The organism is Streptomyces sp. NPDC002701, from assembly GCF_042889045.1.
Taxonomy (GTDB): Bacteria; Actinomycetota; Actinomycetes; order Streptomycetales; family Streptomycetaceae; genus Streptomyces.
The window spans coordinates 845193-864331 of record NZ_JBIAQL010000003.1 but is presented as its reverse complement, the minus strand read 5'-3'; the positions used below and the strand labels follow the sequence as shown (position 1 = coordinate 864331).

The 19139-nt window shown below is 71.5% G+C and carries 15 protein-coding genes; 6 read left to right on the top strand and 9 right to left on the bottom strand.

Annotated elements, in window-relative coordinates; translation table 11 throughout:
• Positions 1-92: 92 nt before the first annotated feature.
• The gene (locus ACFYXC_RS12220) at positions 93-1658 is read left to right on the top strand and encodes a sodium:solute symporter family protein (protein WP_389549865.1); all 1566 of its coding nucleotides are present in this window, start codon (positions 93-95) and stop codon (positions 1656-1658) included.
• Positions 1659-1765: 107 nt separating this feature from the next.
• Here ACFYXC_RS12220 and ACFYXC_RS12215 read toward each other — a convergent pair whose 3' ends face one another.
• Together ACFYXC_RS12215 and ACFYXC_RS12210 are read right to left on the bottom strand one after the other, a co-directional pair.
• Positions 1766-2368: a response regulator gene (locus ACFYXC_RS12215; RefSeq protein WP_388913449.1), complete on the bottom strand. Its 603-nt coding sequence runs from the start codon at positions 2366-2368 to the stop codon at positions 1766-1768.
• Positions 2365-3573, bottom strand: a complete 1209-nt coding sequence (locus tag ACFYXC_RS12210; RefSeq protein WP_389549861.1) for a sensor histidine kinase — start codon at positions 3571-3573, stop codon at positions 2365-2367. Before ACFYXC_RS12210 ends, ACFYXC_RS12215 begins: the two co-directional genes overlap by 4 nt.
• A 219-nt stretch (positions 3574-3792) precedes the next feature.
• On the opposite strand from ACFYXC_RS12210, the gene ACFYXC_RS12205 reads away from it, so the two are divergent.
• Both ACFYXC_RS12205 and ACFYXC_RS12200 read left to right on the top strand, forming a co-directional pair.
• Complete coding sequence (locus ACFYXC_RS12205) at positions 3793-4677, top strand: ABC transporter ATP-binding protein (RefSeq protein WP_389549858.1); 885 nt, start codon at positions 3793-3795, stop codon at positions 4675-4677.
• Between the two features lie 47 nt (positions 4678-4724).
• Positions 4725-5444, top strand: coding sequence for an ABC transporter permease (locus ACFYXC_RS12200; RefSeq protein WP_389549855.1), 720 nt, complete (start codon positions 4725-4727; stop codon positions 5442-5444).
• A 27-nt stretch (positions 5445-5471) separates the two neighbouring features.
• On the opposite strand, the gene ACFYXC_RS12195 is transcribed toward ACFYXC_RS12200, so the two are convergent.
• The 4 genes from ACFYXC_RS12195 to ACFYXC_RS12180 form a co-directional block, all read right to left on the bottom strand.
• The gene (locus tag ACFYXC_RS12195) at positions 5472-6632 is read right to left on the bottom strand and encodes an ADP-ribosylglycohydrolase family protein (RefSeq protein WP_388913464.1); all 1161 of its coding nucleotides are present in this window, start codon (positions 6630-6632) and stop codon (positions 5472-5474) included.
• A gap of 545 nt (positions 6633-7177) precedes the next feature.
• Positions 7178-7378: a DUF397 domain-containing protein gene (locus tag ACFYXC_RS12190; RefSeq protein ID WP_388913467.1), complete on the bottom strand. Its 201-nt coding sequence runs from the start codon at positions 7376-7378 to the stop codon at positions 7178-7180.
• Between the two features lie 268 nt (positions 7379-7646).
• Positions 7647-8504 carry a helix-turn-helix domain-containing protein gene (locus ACFYXC_RS12185; protein ID WP_388913470.1) on the bottom strand — a complete coding sequence of 286 codons (858 nt, stop codon included), beginning with the start codon at positions 8502-8504 and terminating at the stop codon, positions 7647-7649.
• Between the two features lie 508 nt (positions 8505-9012).
• Entirely contained in the window at positions 9013-9777 is a 765-nt protein-coding gene (locus ACFYXC_RS12180; RefSeq protein WP_389549851.1) for a GPP34 family phosphoprotein, read from the bottom strand.
• Positions 9778-10026: 249 nt separating this feature from the next.
• On the opposite strand from ACFYXC_RS12180, the gene ACFYXC_RS12175 reads away from it, so the two are divergent.
• Positions 10027-13392: a D-alanyl-D-alanine carboxypeptidase gene (locus tag ACFYXC_RS12175; RefSeq protein ID WP_389549849.1), complete on the top strand. Its 3366-nt coding sequence runs from the start codon at positions 10027-10029 to the stop codon at positions 13390-13392.
• A gap of 201 nt (positions 13393-13593) precedes the next feature.
• Positions 13594-15627, top strand: coding sequence for an MFS transporter (locus ACFYXC_RS12170; protein ID WP_389549847.1), 2034 nt, complete (start codon positions 13594-13596; stop codon positions 15625-15627).
• Between the two features lie 72 nt (positions 15628-15699).
• Here ACFYXC_RS12170 and ACFYXC_RS12165 read toward each other — a convergent pair whose 3' ends face one another.
• Positions 15700-16215, bottom strand: coding sequence for a glutathione peroxidase (locus ACFYXC_RS12165; protein ID WP_388913482.1), 516 nt, complete (start codon positions 16213-16215; stop codon positions 15700-15702).
• Between the two features lie 9 nt (positions 16216-16224).
• Positions 16225-17412 (bottom strand): ArsR/SmtB family transcription factor, encoded by a 1188-nt coding sequence (locus tag ACFYXC_RS12160; RefSeq protein ID WP_389549843.1) that lies wholly within the window; start codon positions 17410-17412, stop codon positions 16225-16227.
• An 83-nt stretch (positions 17413-17495) separates the two neighbouring features.
• Between ACFYXC_RS12160 and ACFYXC_RS12155 the strand changes: the two genes are divergently transcribed.
• On the top strand, positions 17496-18719 hold the full coding sequence (locus ACFYXC_RS12155) for an MFS transporter (RefSeq protein WP_389549840.1): 1224 nt from the start codon (positions 17496-17498) through the stop codon (positions 18717-18719).
• On the opposite strand, the gene ACFYXC_RS12150 is transcribed toward ACFYXC_RS12155, so the two are convergent.
• Positions 18697-19062 (bottom strand): PH domain-containing protein, encoded by a 366-nt coding sequence (locus tag ACFYXC_RS12150; protein ID WP_388913491.1) that lies wholly within the window; start codon positions 19060-19062, stop codon positions 18697-18699. The two genes, ACFYXC_RS12155 and ACFYXC_RS12150, sit on opposite strands and share 23 nt — an antisense overlap.
• Between the last annotated feature and the right edge of the window lie 77 nt (positions 19063-19139).

Genomic DNA, 19139 nt, shown 5'->3' with positions numbered 1-19139 from the left:
CCCCTTGACTGTACGGGCTGTTGTCGCAGTCATGTCACCGAACCCACGATGAGCGGGCGCTTCACGACCCTGACGATCCTGGGAGAGGGCATATGAACGGTCTCGACTGGGCCGTGCTCATCGGCTACTTCGGCGTGATGGTCGCGATCGGTGTCTGGTCCCACAAACGGGTCGACAACGTCAGCGACTTCTTCACCGCCGGCGGCAAGATGCCGTGGTGGCTGTCGGGCATCTCGCACCACATGTCCGGCTACAGCGCGGTCATGTTCACGGGCTACGCGGCCATCGCGTACACGTACGGCGTCACGTCCTACGTCACCTGGTCCTTCCCCATCGCCATCGGTATCGCGATCGGCGCGAAGGTGTTCGCGCCCCGGCTCAACCGGGTGCGCTCACGCCTGCACGTGGCCTCACCGCTGGAGTACCTGAAGAACCGCTACGACCTGCCCACCCAGCAGGCCCTCGCCTGGTCCGGCGTGCTGCTGAAGATCGTGGACGTGGGCGCCAAGTGGGCCGCCATCGCGACCCTGCTGTCCGTCTTCACCGGTGTCTCGCTCAACATGGGCATCCTCATCACCGGCGCCGTGACGGCCGTCTACTGCACGGTCGGCGGGCTCTGGGCCGACGCGCTGACCGAACTGGGCCAGTTCATCATCCAGTTCGTCGCAGGCATCGCGATGCTCGTCGCCGTCATGGCCGAACTGAACGGCTTCAGCACCCTGTGGAGCGTCTGGGACGAGCCCGCGCTCGACGGACACACCAAACCGCTGGCCGGCCCGTACATGATGGTCTTCCTGATCGCCTACCTCTTCATCAAGACCTTCGAGTACAACGGCGGCATGTGGAACCAGGCCCAGCGCTACATGGCCACGGACTCCGCGAAGTCCGCCACCCGCTCGGGCGCCCTGTCCGCCGCGCTCTGGCTGATCTGGCCGCTGGTGCTGTTCTTCCCCATGTGGGTCGCGCCGCTGATCATCAAGACCGACGTACCGGCCGACTCGTACGCGCTGATGGCCGAACACCTGCTGCCGCACGGGCTGCTGGGCCTGGTCATCGTCGGGTTCTTCTCCCACACCATGGCGATGTGCTCCTCGGACGCCAACGCCATCGCGGCCGTCGTCACCCGCGACATCATGCCCGCGGTCTCGCGCAAGGCGCGCGAGTGGGACACCCGGATGGGGCTGCTGGCCGCCCGCTGGGCCACGCTGCTCTTCCTCGGCCTGTCCATGGCCATCGCCACCCAGGTCAACTCCGACTTCTTCGGCGACATCATCACCGTCGTCATCAAGTGGGTGGCCGGTCTGATGGGCCCGATCGCGATCCCGCTGATGCTGGGCCTGCTCCCGTGGTTCCGCAAGAGCGGTCCGACGGCCGCGCTGATCAGCTGGGGCGTCGGGCTGGTCACCTTCTGGCTGGTCAACTACCCGATCAGCTGGAACGTCGACGGCGGGGTCCCGCTCCAGTACCAGGTGTCCATCCCGCTCGCGGTGTCGCTCGTCCTCTACATCCTCATCGGCTACGTGAAGCCCGAGGACACCCCGGAACGCGACGCGCTCATCGCGAAGATCAACTCGGACGACGGCGGATCCGCGGCCGCGGCGGTACCGGCCCCGGCCGGCCCGGCGGACGGCGTGGTGGGCACGCCGGCCAAGGACTGACCCGTACGGAGCCCGCCCGTGCGCACAAGCAGGGCAGCTGGGCAACTGGGCAGCTGGACAGGTGGCCGGCTGGGCGACCGCTCGTACCGGGCGGTCGCCCGTCCCTGTTAGAGCCAGTCGTGTTCGCGGGCGTAGCGCGCCGCCTCGTGCCGGGTCCTGGTCTGGGTCTTCTGCATGGCGTTGGAGAGGTAGTTGCGCACCGTCCCCTCCGCGAGGTGGAGCCGGGCGGCGATGTCAGCGACCGAGTAGCCCTCACCGGTCACCCGCAGCACGTCGGTCTCCCGGTCGGTGAGCGGGCAGTCGTCGATCACGGCACGCGCGGAGACGTCCGGGTCGATCCACCGCTTCCCGTCGTGCAGCGCGGCGATGACCGACGTGATGTGCGCCGGTTCCGCGGACTTGCTGACGAATCCCTGGACCCCGAGCCGCAGGGCCCTGCGCAGCACCCCCGGTCTGGCGTGCCGGGTCAGCATGAGGATCACCTGCTCGGGCCGGGTACGGCGGATCTCCTCGACGGCGCCGAGTCCGTCCACGCCGGGCATCTCCAGGTCGATGACCAGGACGTCGGGCCGGTGCCGCAGGGTCGCGTCGACGGCGGCCGCGCCGTCCGCCGCCTCGGCGAGCACGGTGATCTCACCCTCCAGCGGGAGGAGCGCGGCCAGCGCCTTGCGCAGCAGCACCTCGTCGTCGGCCAGCACCACCGTGGTCATCGGCTGTCCTCCCGTGGGGCGTCCTGGCAGGTGGCGTTCTCCCGTGCCGCGTCCTGCTCGGTGGCCGCCCAGGCCGCGTCGGCGTGCGGGTGCGGAAAGCCCGCGGCCGTCAGGAACCACCCGCCCCGCTGCTCCACGACCAGCTCGCCCCCGTCCTCGGCCACCCGTCGCCTGAGCGCGGACAGCCCGCGCAGCCCGGGCGGCCCCTCCCGCGCGCCGTCGTTGACGATGGTGATGCCCGTTCCGGAGAGCGAGATCCGCACGGTCGTGGCCTGCGCGTGCCGCAGGATGTTGGTCGTCGTCTCGCGGAGCACCTGGCCCAGCAGCTCGCTCGTACGGGCGTCGACCTCGGGCCCACGGCCGACGTGTACGCGGATGCCGGCGGCCTCGAAGAGGTTCTTCGCGTTCTCCAGCTCCGCCGAGAGGTTGAGGCGGCGCTGCGCGTGGGCGAGTTCCTTGGTCTGCGTGATGGTGTCGCTGACCAGGGCGTGGATCTCGCGCAGCTCCTGCTCCACGCGTCCGGCGTCGCTGTGGACCAGTTTCTGGGCCAGCGCGACCTTCAGTTTCACCACGTGCAGGGTGTGGCCCTGGATGTCGTGCAGATCGCCGGCGAAGCGGACGCGCTCCCTGGCGACGGCCAGCTCCGCCTCGCGCTCCCGGGACGCCTCCAGCTCCGCCACGAGTCCGTAGAACCGCTGGTTGGGGAACATGAGGCCGGTCAGCACCCCGGTGACCCCGGCGGGGACGAGGACGAACGTGACCAGCTCGCCGGGCAGGCCGTCCGTCGTCACGAGCAGCCTCGCCAGGCCCACCCCGGTGACGTACGCCAGCAGCCCGAAGGCCGCCGCGCCGCGGTGCCGCGGCAGGCGGGAGACCACGTGCGAACCCACGATCGCGATGCCGTAGAAGGCCGTGCCGCAGTCCGCGACCACCCCGAACGCCCATACGGCCCCGGTGACGGCCAGACACGGGAGCGCGACGGTGAGGATCTCGCCCGCCGTCCACCGTTCGAACGCCACCAGGGCCGCCGCCACGCCCGCGCCGAGGACGGCGACCTGCCACCACGTCCCGGCGTCGACCGCCACGCAGAGCGACCCGGCGGCGGCGAGCGGCGGAAGCAGCATGACGAGGTTGAGCCTGCGCAGCCGTCCCCGGGTCACGTCGGAGTGTCGCGGCACCTTGTACGCGCCACTCCGGCGTGGCACGGGGGCACCGGGACCTTCCATGGGCGCTCTCCGAGTTCGTACGACGGGACTTGCGGGTGCCGCGTCGCCCTGCGGACGCGGCGTCGCCTCCCAGTATTCGTCCGCCGCAGGAGTGCCACCAGTGACACCACGTCATGCCCGGCCCCGCCGGATGTCACGGCGTACGGATGACGCGGCGGCCCTGCCGGACGGCCCGCGGCGGCTGCTGTGATCGACGGCATGTCCTCCACACCAGTCATCGAAGTCGAAGACCTGAACGTCAGCTACGGCGACTTCCACGCAGTGAAGAACCTGTCCTTCCAGGTGGCACGCGGGGAGCTCTACGCGCTGCTGGGCACGAACGGGGCGGGCAAGACCTCGACCCTGGAGGTCGTCGAGGGCCACCGCAGGGCTACGTCGGGAACCGTGCGGGTCTTCGGCCGCAGCCCGCGCGACCGGCGCGCCGTGCGGCCCAGGACCGGCATCATGCTGCAGGAGAGCGGCTTCTCCCCGGACCTCACGGTGGACGAGTCCGTCCGGCTGATCGGGCGGCTCAGCGGGCGGACGGACGACGTCGCCCGCGTGCTCGACGTCGTCGGTCTCACGCACAAGGCCCGCACGCGGGTCTCCCAGCTCTCCGGCGGCGAGAAGCGGCGTCTCGACTTCGCCACCGCCGTCTACGGGACACCGGAGCTGGTCTTCCTGGACGAGCCGACCACCGGCCTCGACATCCAGTCCCGGGACGCCCTGTGGAAGGCCGTGGACAGGCTGCGCGAGGACGGCTCCACCGTCGTGCTGACCACGCACTACCTGGAGGAGGCCCAGCAGCGCGCCGACCGCGTCGGACTCATGCACCAGGGCGTCTTCCACCAGGAGGGGACGGTCTCCGAACTGACCCGGACCCTGCCCGCCGCCATCCGCTTCACCCTTCCCCCGACCGCACCGGCGCTGCCCCTGCCGGCCGCCCGCCAGAGCGACGGCAGGCTGCTCGTCGAGACCTTCGACCTGCAGGAGGACCTGTACGCCCTGCTCGGCTGGGCGCACGCCAACGCCACGGAGCTACGGGAACTGGAGGCCGGGCCGACCCGCCTCGACGACGTCTTCCGCGCCATCGGCAACCACTAGTCCCCGAAACCGTCCACCGTCCACCGTCCAGAAAGGGGTCCTTCACGATGCTGTCCATCGCGCTCAGCGAGCTGATCCAGATCTTCCGGAACCGGCTGGTGCTGATCACCAGCTTCATCATTCCCGTCGCGCCCTGCGCGTTCTTCATCTACCGGCACGAAGCCTTCGCGGAGCTGGCCGGCCTCGGATACATCGCGGCGGTGGTGGTGTGCACCGTGGCGGCCTTCGGGCTCTACACCACCACGGTGACCACGCTGGCCTCACGCCGCCAGAACCTCTTCCTCAAGCGCCTGCGCTCCACCCCGGCCGGTGACGCCGCCATCCTCACCGGGCTGATGCTGCCGGTCACCGTCCTCGCGCTGGTCCAGGTGACCGTGATCCTCGTGGTGCTGGCCGCGGTCACCGGCCGGCCGGCCGACGTCCTCCTGCTGGCGGCGGCGGTCCTCGCGACGGTGGTCATGATGCTCGGCCTGGGACTGGCCACGGCCGGACTGACGAACTCGCCCGAGCACGCCCAGGTGACCACGCTGCCCGTCAGCGTCGGCACCATCGCGGTGGCCAGCTGGGTGGGACTCGCCGGGACCGAGGACCTCACCCTGCTCAAGCGGCTGCTGCCCGGCGGCTCGGCGACCGAGCTGGTCGTCGACGCCTGGGAGGGCGGCGTCGCCGTCACGGACTCCCTGCTCCTGCTGGCCCCCACGCTCGCCTGGGTCCTCGTCTCCGTCGCGCTGGCCGCCCGCCTCTTCCGCTGGGAACCACGCCGGTGACACCGGCGCCGGGCGGGTCCGCCCCGGTCAGCCCGCCGTGACCGGCGTGGCACCCACCCCCGACAGGGCCGCGTACCCGCGCGGATACCGGGCCAGCCAGCCCGGGGAGGAGCCCGCCGGGCCGTGCAGGGCCGGGCCCTGGGTCATCTCCATCGCGAAGTCGTCCGCCAGGACGAGCATGGTCGGCCGGCCCTCCAGCTCCGCCAGCCAGGACGGCGGCAGGGCCGTCTCGCCGTGCAGCGCGCCGAGCAGCGCGCCGGTCAGCGCACCGGTGGCGCCCGACGCGCCGCCGTGGTTCACCGACAGGCACAGCCCGTGCCGGGTGTCCTCGCCGACCAGCGCGCAGTACACGGCCACCGACAACAGCCCCTCGGCCGTGCCGTTCCCCGCCAGGTCCTCGACCCGGGCAGGGGTCGGCATGCCCTGCCGGACCGCTCCCAGCGCCCGCTGCAGCGCCTCGGCGACGGGCTGCTGCCCGGGGCGCGCGGCCAGCAGCTGCAAGGCTCGCTGGACGGCGGTGTCCAGGCTCTCCCCGCGCGCGAGACCGTGGACGATGACGGCGTACGCCCCCGCCGACAGGTAGGCCAGCGGATGGCCGTGCGTCTGCGCCGCGCACTCCACCGCGAGCTGCAGGACGAGCTGCGGCTCCCAGCCGACGAGCAGTCCGAACGGCGCGGAGCGGGCCGCCGCCTCGACACCCCGCTCGTCGGGGTTCTTGGGCGCGTCCAGGGTGCCCATCAGCTCGTCGCCGAGACCGAGCAGACAGGCGCGCGCGGGGTCACGGCGGGCGTACAGCCACTCCTCGCGGGCCAGCCACCCGTCCTCCTTGCGCCGCTCGTCCGGGCCCCAGTCGCGCTGGGTCGCGGCCCACCGCAGGTACGCCCGGTGCAGATCGGTGGGCGGGTGCCAGGCACCGGTGTCGCGCCGCACCTGGGCCCGTATCAGCCCGTCGAGCGAGAACAGGGTGAGCTGGGTGAGATGCGAGACGGCTCCGCGCCTGCCGTACCCGTGGGCCAGATCGGTCAGCCCCTCCGCGCCGTGTGCCGCGCGGATCTGTTCCGTGGAGAGGCCGCCGACGGGCGAACCGAGCGTGTCGCCCACCGCCGCGCCGAGGAGCGTGCCGCGTACCCGGCTGCGGAAATCCTGCTGTTCGGCACGGCCCCAGACGGCACCGGCTGTCGCACCCACCGAGCCTCCTGAGATCCCGATCTGATTCCGTACGCACGGTCGACAACTCAGCACTGTAATCGAACGGGAACGGTCGGTTGAGGGCCGGAACGGTATGCGAGCCGTGGGGCGACTGATCATGTTTGTCGGCGATCGCCATGCATTTCCGTGCGGCCTCGCTCGCGGGCCGCCGCGGCAGCACGGCGAAAAGGCCGGTCCGCCCGGAGAGCGACGACTTTTGTCCGCGATACCTGCGCAGCATGCGCACATTTACGGGAGGATCTTTGAAGCGGAGAGAGGTGGGGCGAGGCGGGGGGTGAGGCGGGGCGGGGCCCGAAGGGAACGGGGCGAGAGACGCGGACATGGCCGAGCCCCCTCGGCCAGGACGGCGGACCAGTCGAGAGGGCTCTTTCAGGTGCGTATGCGGTTGTCGACGCGGTTCTCGACACGGTCGCTGAACTTGTCCCAGCGGTTGTCGATGAACTCGCTGATCCAGTAGGAGAAGCGGTCGTCAGCGCTCCGGCCGGTATGCCTGCCGGAAGCCCTGTGCGAGGCGTCCGTCGATGTCAGACGGTGCCCCGGCTCACTTCTGTCACGAAGGCGTTCCAGGACTCCGCCGGGAAGGCCAGCGCGGGGCCTTCGACGACCTTGGAGTCGCGGACGGCCATCGCCGCCAGGACAGGGGACTTGACCTCGACGCACGCGCCGTTTCCCTGGGAGTAGGAAGACTTCGTCCACGTGTCCGTGGCGCCCTGCTTGATTGCCATGTTCGCTCCGGTAGCCGGTTTCTGAGTTGCTGTCACCGAGTGGCGGGTTCCTTCCGGAACCCACGGTTCGGATTGCGCCAAGGTTGTAGCTCCTTGGCGTGATCGACGCTACCCGGCAACATCGGCGTACGAAGCGACTATTCACTCGACCGGGTGGCATATACCAGCCGAGTCTTCCGTTGTGATAGGCCGAGGGTGTATTGTCCGCCCGCTTCTCGCCGAACCGCTCAGAATCGGCCCGCTCACCTCACCGGCGGAGTCCTCCGCGTCAGTGCGCGTAGTCCTTCGCGACGTCCGCGATGAACTCGCGGGACTGGTCCGCGTTGAGCGCCTGGGCCCGCAGATGCTCGTACATGACGCTGTACTTCTGGACGTCGTTCGCCTTTTCGAGGTACAGGTCGCTGGTGACGCCCTCGATGTAGACCACGCTGGAGTCGGCCGCGTCGGGGAACTCCAGGATCGCGTACTGGCCGCTCACCCCCGGATGCGCGCCCATCGTGAACGGAATGACCTGAACCGTCACGTGCGGGACGTGCGACATCTCGACGAGATGCTCCAACTGCTCGATCATCACCTGCTTGTTGCCGACGGTCCTGCGCAGCGCGGCCTCGTCGAGGACGGCCCACAGCCGCAGCGGGTTCTCCAGGTCGGAGATACGTTCCTGTCGGCGCAGCCGCACCTGCACGCGCTTGTCGATGTCGCCGGCCGCCGCCTCCGGGAGCGCGCCCTGGATCAGCGACTCGGCGTACGGACGGGTCTGCAGCAGGCCCGGCACGACCAGCGGGTCGTACACGCGCAGGCTCGCCGCGTCGGTCTCCAGACCGATGTAGACGCTGTAGGGAATGTCGCCGAAGGAGTGCCACCAGCCCTGCTGACGCGAGTCCTTGGCCATCTGCATCAGCGAGTCGACGATCCGGACGTCCTCGACCTCGTAGACCCCGCAGAGATCACGTACGTCGCGCTGGCTGATGCTGCGCCGCCCGTTCTCCAGACGGCTGATCTTCGACTGCGAGACGAGCAGCCGCTCGGCCACCTCTTCGGCGGTCATGCCCTTGAGCTCCCGGAGCCGTCGCAGCTCCTGGCCCAACCGGCGTCGCCTGACGGTGGGATTGACGTTGGACGCCACGGGACGTGCACCTCCGGCTGCGGGCTGCCTGTACTTTGCGTATCTGCTGTTGAGCAGATTGCCACCAAGGTGCTTGCTACCGCTGGGAAACAGCGGATATGCGGTGCGTACGCGCCACTTGCCGCCACCCCTCGCCACTTCGCGCCATATGGCGGTCCGTACGGCGACGCGCGACCCTGGGACGACGGCGAGCTGCCGTGTCCATGGGTATGACGGCGCGTGGCCATGGAGAGCGGTAGCGCGGGGCGGCGGGCCGTGTCGTCGTCCGGACGTACGGCCCGTCGCCCCGCGCTGCCCAGCGGCTCCCGAACCGGGCCTTGGGGACTGCGGTGCGGCGCTGTTCGTGCGTGACGCGCGAGGCGTGGTGCACGGTGGGTCCTGCGGAGTTGCTGCGGGTTTTGCGGTGTTACGGATGCTGCGGTTCTACGGGTGCTGCTGTGGAGCGGGTGGTGCGGTCGTGCCGTTGTCGCGCTGCGGTCGTGCCGGTGGGGTGCCGTGGACCAGCGGCTCAGTGAGCCACGGCGCGTGCCATCGAACCGCGGTGCGGTTGCATCGGAACGCCCCTGGCGGGCTCCGGTGCGGGCCTGGCCCCGGGGGCGGCCTGACGGCCGGCCGGTGCCGGTGGTGCCGGGCTGCGGCGCGGCTGAGCGGCCACACCGTTCTGGACGTCCATCACGGCGTGTGCCACGAGGCCGCCCATGGGGTCGTGCCTGATCAGATCCCGGAGGCGGGAGCGCGACGAACGCCCTTCGTTCCCTGGGTAGAGGTGCTTGCCCAGGCCGACGGCGTGCGCCAGCGCGGCCAGTGCGGCGGTCCGCGGGTCCGGCGGGACGCCGGTGCGGATCGCGCTGTCCAGCCGGGCCCTGATCTCCCGGCTGATCTCCGTGTCCGTCGCTTGGTAGCGAGTCGTCGGAAGCACCCCGCACATCTGTCCCGCCACGGCATGCACCATGCCGCATCGCTCCAGATGCGAGAGATATGTCTGGCGCAACCCCAGTCGGGGCCCGCCGATCCAGTTCACAGCGCGTACTGGAGCACCCCGCCTGCGGAGTAGTTCCAGCGCACAGTCCAAGGTCGGATCTCCGGTCGGCCGTGGTGCCACCACGGCGATACGATCCCCGTCTGGGGCTATCCGTCCGGCCAGCGCCAGCTCCACTAGCTGTGCTCCGGCCAGACCGAGGTCGAGCGACTGCGGCTGTGCGGTGGTACCCGTGGTCGGGTCCAGCGCCAGCAACAGAAGCTCCTCCGGAATTGTTCTGCGGCTCCTGCCCATCCATGCCTCCCCGCGTGGATGAATGACAGGGTGACCCCTCTCACATTGGTCTGTCGAGAGCACGTGACCGGTTCGTTGTGGAACCAGTAGATATGTCGTTCTCGTCTACCGCAGGGGTCAATCCCGCACACAGGACACTGGTACATGGTTCGGACACGGGTTTCCGGGCCGCGCGTGCACTGTTTTTCTGGTTCGTTTCGGGTTCATGGTTCGGTTGGGCGCACGGTGTGGCGCACGGAGGAGGCATCGGTGGCGGGCGAGTCCCCCGACAGGTCGAAGCAGCATGAGTCGTCGGCAGAACCGACGTCGGGGAGCAAGGCTCCGGTTCCGGATCCGCGTCTGGCGGTGGCCCGGGAGACCGTCCCGACGGTCGCCCGGACGGACACGGCGACGGCGATCTTCTCGACGAAGCGCTCCGCGGGTTCTTCGGGTTCCGCGGGTTCCGGCGGTGCCGAGGGGGCGGCTGCCGGGAGTTCCCAGGGGAGTGACGGTTCTGCGGAGCCGGAGACGGCCGCCGGGGAGGCCGGGAAGGCCACTGGCGGCGGCGACGCGCGCCTGCGGAGCGCGGTGGCGGCCTGGGTGGCCACGGCGGACGAGAAGACCCCTGAGGGCGCTTCTGCGGACGCCACGGAATCGAGGGCTCCGAGCGCGGGCGAGGGCTCGGCCGGGGCCGAGAGCGGGCAGGACGGCGACGGCGAGGACGCGAAGCCGGAGGCTTCGGGCGCAGGCAGGGACGGTTCGACCGGGGGCGACCCGGGCGCGGTGCCCGACGCCGACAGCGCGCTCGCGGACGCGGACGACCGTGCGGATGCGGATGCATCTGGGGATGCGGCTGTGGACTCGGCCTCCGAGCTGGAGGACGCCGCTCCCGCGGACGCCCCGGCGAAGGCCGACGCTGCCGGCAGCACCTCGCGGGACGCCGACGATGGCGCCGCCGCGCGGAAGCCCGGCACCGGCGACGCCTCGCCTGGCGGCGCGCCGGTCGCCGACGTGCAGGACGCCGAGGCCGGCACCGGTACGGAGCTCGGTGGCGAAGCCGCTGCCGGGGCCGGCACCGGCGCCGGGCGAAAGCCCAGGCGGAAGCCTGGGCGTAAGCCGACGGACGCGGCGAAGTCCGAGTCGAAGGCTGACGCCGGAGCCGGAGCCGGAGCCGCGGCTGCCGGTGGGGCCGCGGTCGCGAAGGTGAAGAGCGAACCCCGGGATGCCATCCCGGCGAAGGCGGCTCCGGAGGACACCACCTCGGCGGAGGCGTCGCCCGAGGACGCCGTCCCGCAGACCGGCGCCACCTCGGACGCCGACGCCCTGCCCGAGGGCGTGACCCGTGCCGCCGACGAGAGCCGCGACGCCGCGAAGGCGGACGCGAAGCGCCCGGCGAGCGACCGTGAAACGGCAGCCCACGAGGGCGGGGCCCTCGCGTCGAAAACCGCCGCGGACGCGGGCTCCGCCGACGCGGCCCCCGCTGCCGCCGAGCCGGACGCCGCCGCCGTCGAGGACGCCGCGCAGCGGGACAGCGCCGCAGGCCGGGGTGCCGCCGCCAAGTCGGCCCCCGTGGCGGACGCGAAGCCCGCCTCGAAGTCGGACGCCGCCGTGCGGCAGGACGGCGCGGCGGATCAGGCGGCAGACCAGGGTGCCGCCGCCAAGTCGGCCCCTGCGGCGGACGCGAAGCCCGGCTCGAAGCCGGACGCCGCCGTGCGGCAGGACGGCGCGGCGGATCAGGCGGCGGGCCGGGGTGCCGCCGCCAAGTCGGCCCCTGCGGCGGACGCGAAGCCCGGCTCGAAGTCGGACGTCGCCGGCGTGACCCCCGCCGTCGACGGCGACCCGGCACCGGCCCCCACCGATACCGCCCCCGCCGCCCACGGCACGCCCGAGCCTCCCGTCGACCAGGCCACCGCCATCTTCAAGCGGCCGTCCGCCGTCGATCAGCCCACGACCATGCTGAAGTTCGGCGGCGCCGAACCGGCCGCCGGGAAGCCCGCGGCCGGGGCCGGCGCGGTTCCCGCGACCGGCGCCGAGCCGGACGCCGGTTCGGACAAGGCCGCCGACCCCGCGAAGGCCGCCGCACCGAGCCAGGCCGCCACCCCCGAGGCCGACGACAAGGCCCCCGCCCAGTCCGAAGCCGAGGCCGGGGCCAAGGCCGAAGCCGGGGCCGACGCCGGGCCCGGGGTCAAGGCCGAAGGCGAGGTCGAGCGCACCAGTAAGTTCGTCGCGCTCAAGCCGCTCGACGAGCCCCCGGCGCCCAAGGCGAAGCCCGCCGTCCCGCCGGCCTCCGAGACCGCCGTGGTCCCGCAGGTCGGCCCCGAGCGGACGACTCAGCAGCCCCTCCCGCCGAGGCCCCCGCTGGACCTGCTGGCGGAGCTGACAAACACCCCGCCGCCCCGCCAGACGCCCGTGCGAACGATCGTGCGGCGCGTCAAGATCTGGACGCCGCTCGTCCTCCTCCTGATCGTTGTCTTTGCAGTCGTACAGGTCGTACGCCCTCTGCCGGCCCCGACCCTCGCGCTGACGGCCGACGAGTCGTACGCCTTCGAGGGCGACAAGGCGTCCCTGCCCTGGCCCGACGAGGGCCAGGGCTGGATGGACGTCAACGGCATCGGCACGGTCGACTCGTTCGGGGAGCAGAAACCCGTCGCGATCGGCTCGGTCGCCAAGGCCATGACGGCGTACGTGATCCTCAAGGAGCACCCGCTGAAGGCCGGCGAGGACGGCCCCAAGATCCCCGTCGACGCGAAGGCGGAGGAGGAGGGCGGCTACGACGCGCAGGGTGAGTCGACGCTCAACACCATCAAGGACGGCGACACCCTCACCCAGAAGGACGCCATCGCGGCCATCATGATCCCCTCCGCGAACAACGTGGCCCGCCTGCTGGCCCGTTGGGACTCGGACGGCTCCGAGGCGAAGTTCATCGACAAGATGAACGCCGCCGCCAAGGACCTCGGGATGAAGAACACGAAGTACACCGACGCCTCGGGCCTGAAGGAGAGCACGGTCTCCACCGCCGAGGACCAGGTGAAGCTCGGCAACGAACTGGTCCGGATCAAGGCCCTGGTCGACATCACCAAGCTGCCGAGCTGGGTGGACCCGTCCGGCAAGAAGTGGGACAACTACAACCGCCTCGTGCCGTACAACAACGCCATCGGCATCAAGACCGGCTCCACCACCAAGGCCGGCGGCAACCTGCTGTTCGCCGCCACCCAGGAGGTCGGCGGCGAGAACGTCATCGTCGTCGGCGCGATCCTCGGCCAGCACACGCCGCCGATCATCGACACGGTCAACGCGGTCAGCAAGACGGCGATGATCGCCGCCCAGGAGGCGCTGACCTCGCGGAAGATCCTGAAGAAGGGTGACGTCGTGGGGTACGTGGACGACGGGCTCGGCGGTCACACGCCGGTCGTCGCCACCAAGGACGTCTCCGCGGTGGGCTGGGCGGGACAGACCGTCAAGCTGAAGCTGGGCGAGGACGGCCGCTCCCTGCCGCACGAGGCGAAGGCGGGCACCGTGGTCGGCTCGCTGAGCGTCGGCGGCGGTGCGACGGGCGACGCGGTCGAGGTTCCGGTCGCGCTCCAGTCGGACCTCACCGAACCGGGATACGGCGCCAAGCTGACCCGGGTGAGCTGACGGGGGTGAGCTGACGGGGGTACGCCCCGAGCAGCGCCCCGGCGGACCGGGCGACCGAGCCGACGCACCGCACGCCCCCGCCGACGGAGCCCCACCCGGGAGCCCGCCGGCGGGGTGCGTGCTAGCGTCGCCAGGATGGGGCAGGTCGCCCGCCGCGGGGCCCGGCCGAGAGTGGAACAACGGGACACAGGAGTCCAGCACGTGGCGACAGCGGAGCCGACGCACGCCGACGACGCCGAGCCGAGCCGAGGGGCCGGCCCGCGAATACGCGTTGACACACGGCGCGTCGAGAGCCCCGGCAGCACAGCCGGGCAGCCCGACACGGCCGGAGCACCTGAAATGGCCGGGCACCCTGACACGGCCGGACCACCGGATGCGGCCGCACCACCGGCCACAGCCGGGCCGCCCGACGCGGCGGCCGGCCCCCGCAAGGGTTCCGCCGCGTCTGCGCCCGCGCCCGAGCCCTCGAAGCGCGCCCCGGCCGACGGCCGCGAGGACACCAGGCTCCGCCGCTTCGTCCGGCACCCCGCGGTCCTCGCCACGGCCCTCGCCGGGGTGCTCCACATCATCTGGTTCTTCACGTTCGCGAACAGTGGCGGCGACCTGGCGGCACAGGACGCGTGGGCCGAGTTCGTCGGGCGGAACCCGGGTTCGGCGTACAACCTGGCCTGGTACGGCGGCATGCACCCGGTCTCGTACAGCGTGGTGTCCCCGTACCTGATGGCCGTGCTCGGTGTGCGGACGACGATGATGATCGCCGGCACGCTCTCCGCCGGGCTGCTCACGCTCGTGCTGATGCGCAGCAGGGGTGCCGTACGGAATCCCGTGTGGCCGGCCCTCGCCGGAGTGTTCGCGCTCCTGTGCAACGCGGCCTCGGGCCGGGTCACCTTCGGCCTCGGCATGGTCTTCGCGCTCGGCGCGACCGCCGTCGTCTTCTGCTGGCCGTACCGCTGGCGCTACAAGCGCTGGGCCAAGGCCCTGTGCGCCGCCCCCCTCGCCGCGATCGCGACCGCCGCGTCCCCGGTGGCCGGGCTCTTCGTGGGGTTCGTCGCGGTGGCGCTCTTCCTGCAGAAACGCCGCCCGGGCGCGTACGCGCTGGGTCTCGCGCCCGCCGCCGTCGTGGGCGTCTCGGCCTGGATGTTCCCCTTCTCCGGTACGCAGCCGATGCTGTTCGCGTCGGTCCTGCTGCCCTTCGCCTACGCGGTGATCGTCTTCTTCCTGGTCCCCAAGGAGTGGAAGACGGTCCGGATCACGTCGGCGGTGTACGGCCTGGCCGTCCTCCTCGTCTGGCTGATCAACTCGCAGATCGGCTCGAACATCAGCCGCCTGCCGATGCTGTTCGCGGGGGTCGCGCTGATCGCCGCGCTGCCCTTCACGGTGCCGCGCTCACGCAAGTGGTACGCGATCGTCGTGGCCTTCATCGGCATGAACGCCTGGATCGGCTTCAAGGCCGTGGACGACGTGGTGCACACGACACCCGAGGCGTCCTGGGCCCGCGAACTGGCCCCGCTCGTCAACCAGCTCCAGGAGGCTGGCGCCGAGAAGGGCCGCGTCGAGGTCGTACCGGCCCGCTCCCACCGGGAGGCGTCCGCGCTGGCCCCGTACGTCAACCTCGCCCGCGGCTGGAACCGCCAGGCGGACATGGAACGCAACCCCCTCTTCTACGACGACACCCTCAACTCCGCGAACTACCACGAGTGGCTGCAGCGCTGGGCCGTCCACTACGTCGTCGTCCCCAAGGGCGAGCCCGACGGCGACGGGGGCGAACGCGAACGCGAGTTGGTCCAGCGCGGGATGCCGTACCTGAAGCAGATCTGGGGCGATGCCAACTGGCAGCTGTTCAAGGTCACCGACCCCACGCCGATGGCGGACCCGCCCGCCGTCGTCACCCGCGCCGAGCAGGGCGAGGTGACGCTGGAGGTCGAGCGGGCGGGCCGGGTGCTGATCCGGATCCCGTACTCGCCGTGGCTCGGCCTCGTCGACGAGAAGGGCAAGAGCCTGAAGCCGCCGCAGGAGACCGAGGAGTCCGAGCGGCGGGAGGACGGGGAGCCCAAGACGTACGAGAACGTCAACGGCTGCCTGATGGAGACGGAGAAGGACGCCCAGGGCGACCAGTGGACGGAACTGCTGGCGCCGCGCGCGGGCACGTACCGCCTGGCGGCGCCCTACCAGCTGCCCCGGGGCACGGGGTGCCCCGAGGAACTGCGCGAGGAGGTACGGGGGAACGGAGAGTAGGCGCCCCCCGGCCCCTGGGGGCCTCGGAACCCCGGGCTTCAGGGCTCAGGGCCCTCGCACCCCCCGGAGCGCTCAGCCGAGCTGCGCCTCGACCGCCGACACGACCTCGGCCGACTCCGGCTCGGTCTGCGGCGAGAAGCGGGCGACCACCGTGCCGTCCCGGCCGATCAGGAACTTCTCGAAGTTCCAGCGGATGTCACCGCTGTGCCCCTCGCCGTCCGCGAAGCCGGTGAGCCGCTCGTACAGGGTGTGCCGACCGTCGCCGTTCACGTCGACCTTCTCGGTCATCGGGAAGGTCACGCCGTACGTCGCCGAGCAGAACTCCGCGATCTCCTCGGACGAGCCGGGCTCCTGCCCCAGGAACTGGTTGCAGGGCACCCCGAGCACGGTGAAACCCCGCGCCGCGTACCGCTCGTGCAGTCGCTCCAGGCCCGCGTACTGCGGGGTGAGCCCGCACTTGGACGCCACGTTGACGACGAGCACGGCTTGGCCCTTGTACTGGCCGAGATCCGCGGATCCGCCCTGCAGCGCATCGATGTCGACGTCGAGAGCGGAGGCGCCGGAGGTACCGGTGGTGTCAGTAGTCATGAACGGATGCTAACTCCGCTCCGCCTGCGAGGGGGCGGCACCCTGGGCCCGCACGAGAACCTCCCCCGCGGCCGTCCGGTAGTAGAGGACGGAACGCCCCGAGCGTCGCCGCCACACCAGCCGGGCGTCGAGCAGGACCTTCAGATGGCGGCCGACCGAGCCGAGTCCCTGACCGGTGACGGCGACCAGCTGGCTCGTACTCATGGGGGAGTCGAGGAGCGCGAGCACACCGGCCCGGCCCCCGCCGAGCAGCCGGACGAGACTCGCGGGAGCGCCGGCCGAGGCGGAGGCCGGGGCTGCGGCCGCGGACCCGGCCCCGGACACGAACGAGCCCGTGCCCGTGCCCGCGCCCGCGCCCACGTCCGAGTACGCGGACAGCGATCCGTCCCGCGATCCGTTCCGCAATCCATCCCGTGAGCTGTTCGGCGCTCCGTTCCGCGAGCGGTTCCTCCCTCCGGTCTGCGGCTCGGCTCGCTGTTCGGCATGCGCGAGCACACCCGAGCAGGGATACACGACCGCGTACCGGTCGGGCTCCTCCCACGACACCCATCCGCGCCGCTGCGGCGTCACCGGTACGAAGACGATGCCGGCGCCGGAGATCTCGCGAGGCGGATACTCGTGCAGGTTGACCTGCAGCCGGTTCTCTCCGAGCCAGCGCATCCCGGGCCGCAGCGAACCGAGCGCGGCGGCCCAGCCCTCCTGGCTCAACCGGGAGGTACGGGCCACGACGTCCGCTTCCAGCACCTGGCGGCGCCGGGGCCAGTCGGGGCGTACGGTCTCGGTCCAGACGTGGGTGAGCAGGTCTGCGGCGCGCTCCGGAAGGTCGTCACGGTCGCGGAGGATCGCGGGGAGCGGACCGCGCAGCGCCGTGGTGAGGTGGGCTCGGGCGGCCTCGGGGGAGGCGTCGCGCACCCGGGCGACCTCCGTCGCGAAGTCCTCCTCGCCGCGTGGGGCGGGCGTGAGGAAGTCCGCGATCCACTCGACGCCCAGCCCGGCACGGACGAGCGCGGCGGTGACGGGATCGGACGCCAACAGCCGCCGGTAGGGCGGCAGATGGGTACGCAGCCAGGCACGTTCGCCGGGATGGGCGGCCGTCCCGGTGTGCAGCGTCTTCAGGCACGCGAAGGTCTCGGCGAGCGGTGAGAGCACGAAGCGGCTGCCGGCCAGGGTGTCGGCGCTGACCTGCCACCAGCCCATGCCCGCGACCTCCCCGGCGTGTTCGTTTCGCGCAGACGCGAAACTCTAACGCCCGCCGCGGCGCCGGTCCGAGACTCCGGGCCATGCGAACGACGTACCGGTCCCTCTTCCGTATCCCGGAGTTCACGCCCCTCTTCCTCACCTCCGGGGCACAGGTGGCGGCCCAGACGATGAGCGGTCTCGCGCTCGGCACGCTGGTCTACCGGGCCACGGACTCGCCCCTCCTGTCGGCCTTGAGCATGTTCGGCCCGTCGCTCGCCCAGGTCCTGGGCGCGACCACGCTCCTGTCGGCGGCCGACCGACTGCCGCCCCGCGCCACGATGACGGGCACCGCACTGGTTTTCGCGGCAGGCACGGCACTCCTGGCGCTCCCGGCCCCGCTCTGGACGCTCTTCGCCCTGGTCCTCGCCCTCGGCCTGGTGGCCTCCCTGGGCGGCGGCGTCCGCTGGGGCCTGCTGAACGAGATCCTGCCCAAGGACGGCTACATCCTGGGCCGTTCGGTCTTCAACATGATGAACGGCGTCACACAGATCGCGGGGTACGCCGCCGGCGGCGTACTGATCGCGCTCCTGTCCCCGCGCGGCACCCTGCTGACGGCGGCGGCCCTGTACGCGACGGCCGCGGCGGTCGCGCGCCTCACCCTGACCGCGCGCCCGCCGAGAAGCGCGGGCCGCCCGTCGATACGGGCGACCTGGCACACGAACCGGACCCTGCTCTCCTCGGGTCCCCGCCGCCACCTGTACCTGGCCCTGTGGCTCCCCAACGGCCTGATCGTCGGCTGCGAGTCGCTCTACGTCTCCTACGCTCCCGAGCACGCGGGCCTGCTCTTCGCCTGCGCGGCGCTGGGCATGCTGACCGGGGACGTGGCGGTGGCCCGCCTGGCCGGCCCCGCCCTGCGCGCCCGCCTCGGGGTCCCCCTGCTCCTGCTCCTGGCAGCCCCGTACCTGCTCTTCGCCTTCCACCCCCGCCCGTCCCTGGCGGCGGCGCTGGCGGCGCTGGCGTCCGTCGGTTTCGGCGCGAGCCTCCTCCAGCAGGAACGCCTCATGGCGCTCACGCCACCCGAACTGGCGGGTCACGCACTGGGTCTGCACTCGTCCGGAATGCTGACGGCACAGGGAGTGTGCGCTGCGCTGGCCGGCGCGACGGCTCAACTGACGTCACCGGCGGCGGCGACGGCGGCCATGGCGGCGGCGTCGACAGCGGTCACGCTCGTCCTGGCACGCAGCCTGAGACCGACGAACCCGCGGCCCTCCGCACCCACCCCGCCCGGCGCCCCTGGTGCGCCTACCGCGCCACGAACTGGGTGAGGATCGCCTGGACCTCGTAGATGTCGACGCCCTTGGTGAAGGTCTTCTCGATGGGCGTGGGCGTGCCGGAGATCCAGATCTTCAGCTCGGCGTCGAGGTCGAAGGTCCCGGCGGTCTCGACGGAGAAGTGCGTGATGCTGCGGTACGGAACGGAGTGGTACTCCGTCTTCTTACCGGTGATGCCCTGCTTGTCGACCAGGATGAGACGCCGGTCGGTGAAGAGGATGGTGTCGCGTATCAGCTGAAAGGCGGCGTGCACCTGCTCGTTGTGCCCGAGCAGCCGCGCGTAGTCGTGCTGGGCCTTGCCAGGATCGACGGTATGGGCATTTCCGAACAGCGCCATGACGAACCCCCATGAGATGCGTGAATTCCCAAGATCCTCGCACCACGGGTACAAGCGGGCAATGCCCTGTTCCCCGA

Excerpts from the sequence above, each read along its gene's own strand:
- ACFYXC_RS12165 (WP_388913482.1), bottom strand. The coding sequence starts at position 16,215 with ATGACTACTGACACCACCGGTACCTCCGGCGCCTCCGCTCTCGACGTC.
- ACFYXC_RS12220 (WP_389549865.1), top strand. The coding sequence starts at position 93 with ATGAACGGTCTCGACTGGGCCGTGCTCATCGGCTACTTCGGCGTGATG.
- ACFYXC_RS12155 (WP_389549840.1), top strand. The coding sequence starts at position 17,496 with ATGCGAACGACGTACCGGTCCCTCTTCCGTATCCCGGAGTTCACGCCC.
- ACFYXC_RS12200 (WP_389549855.1), top strand. The coding sequence starts at position 4,725 with ATGCTGTCCATCGCGCTCAGCGAGCTGATCCAGATCTTCCGGAACCGG.
- ACFYXC_RS12180 (WP_389549851.1), bottom strand. The coding sequence starts at position 9,777 with ATGGGCAGGAGCCGCAGAACAATTCCGGAGGAGCTTCTGTTGCTGGCG.
- ACFYXC_RS12215 (WP_388913449.1), bottom strand. The coding sequence starts at position 2,368 with ATGACCACGGTGGTGCTGGCCGACGACGAGGTGCTGCTGCGCAAGGCG.
- ACFYXC_RS12190 (WP_388913467.1), bottom strand. The coding sequence starts at position 7,378 with ATGGCAATCAAGCAGGGCGCCACGGACACGTGGACGAAGTCTTCCTAC.
- ACFYXC_RS12150 (WP_388913491.1), bottom strand. The coding sequence starts at position 19,062 with ATGGCGCTGTTCGGAAATGCCCATACCGTCGATCCTGGCAAGGCCCAG.
- ACFYXC_RS12160 (WP_389549843.1), bottom strand. The coding sequence starts at position 17,412 with ATGGGCTGGTGGCAGGTCAGCGCCGACACCCTGGCCGGCAGCCGCTTC.
- ACFYXC_RS12205 (WP_389549858.1), top strand. The coding sequence starts at position 3,793 with ATGTCCTCCACACCAGTCATCGAAGTCGAAGACCTGAACGTCAGCTAC.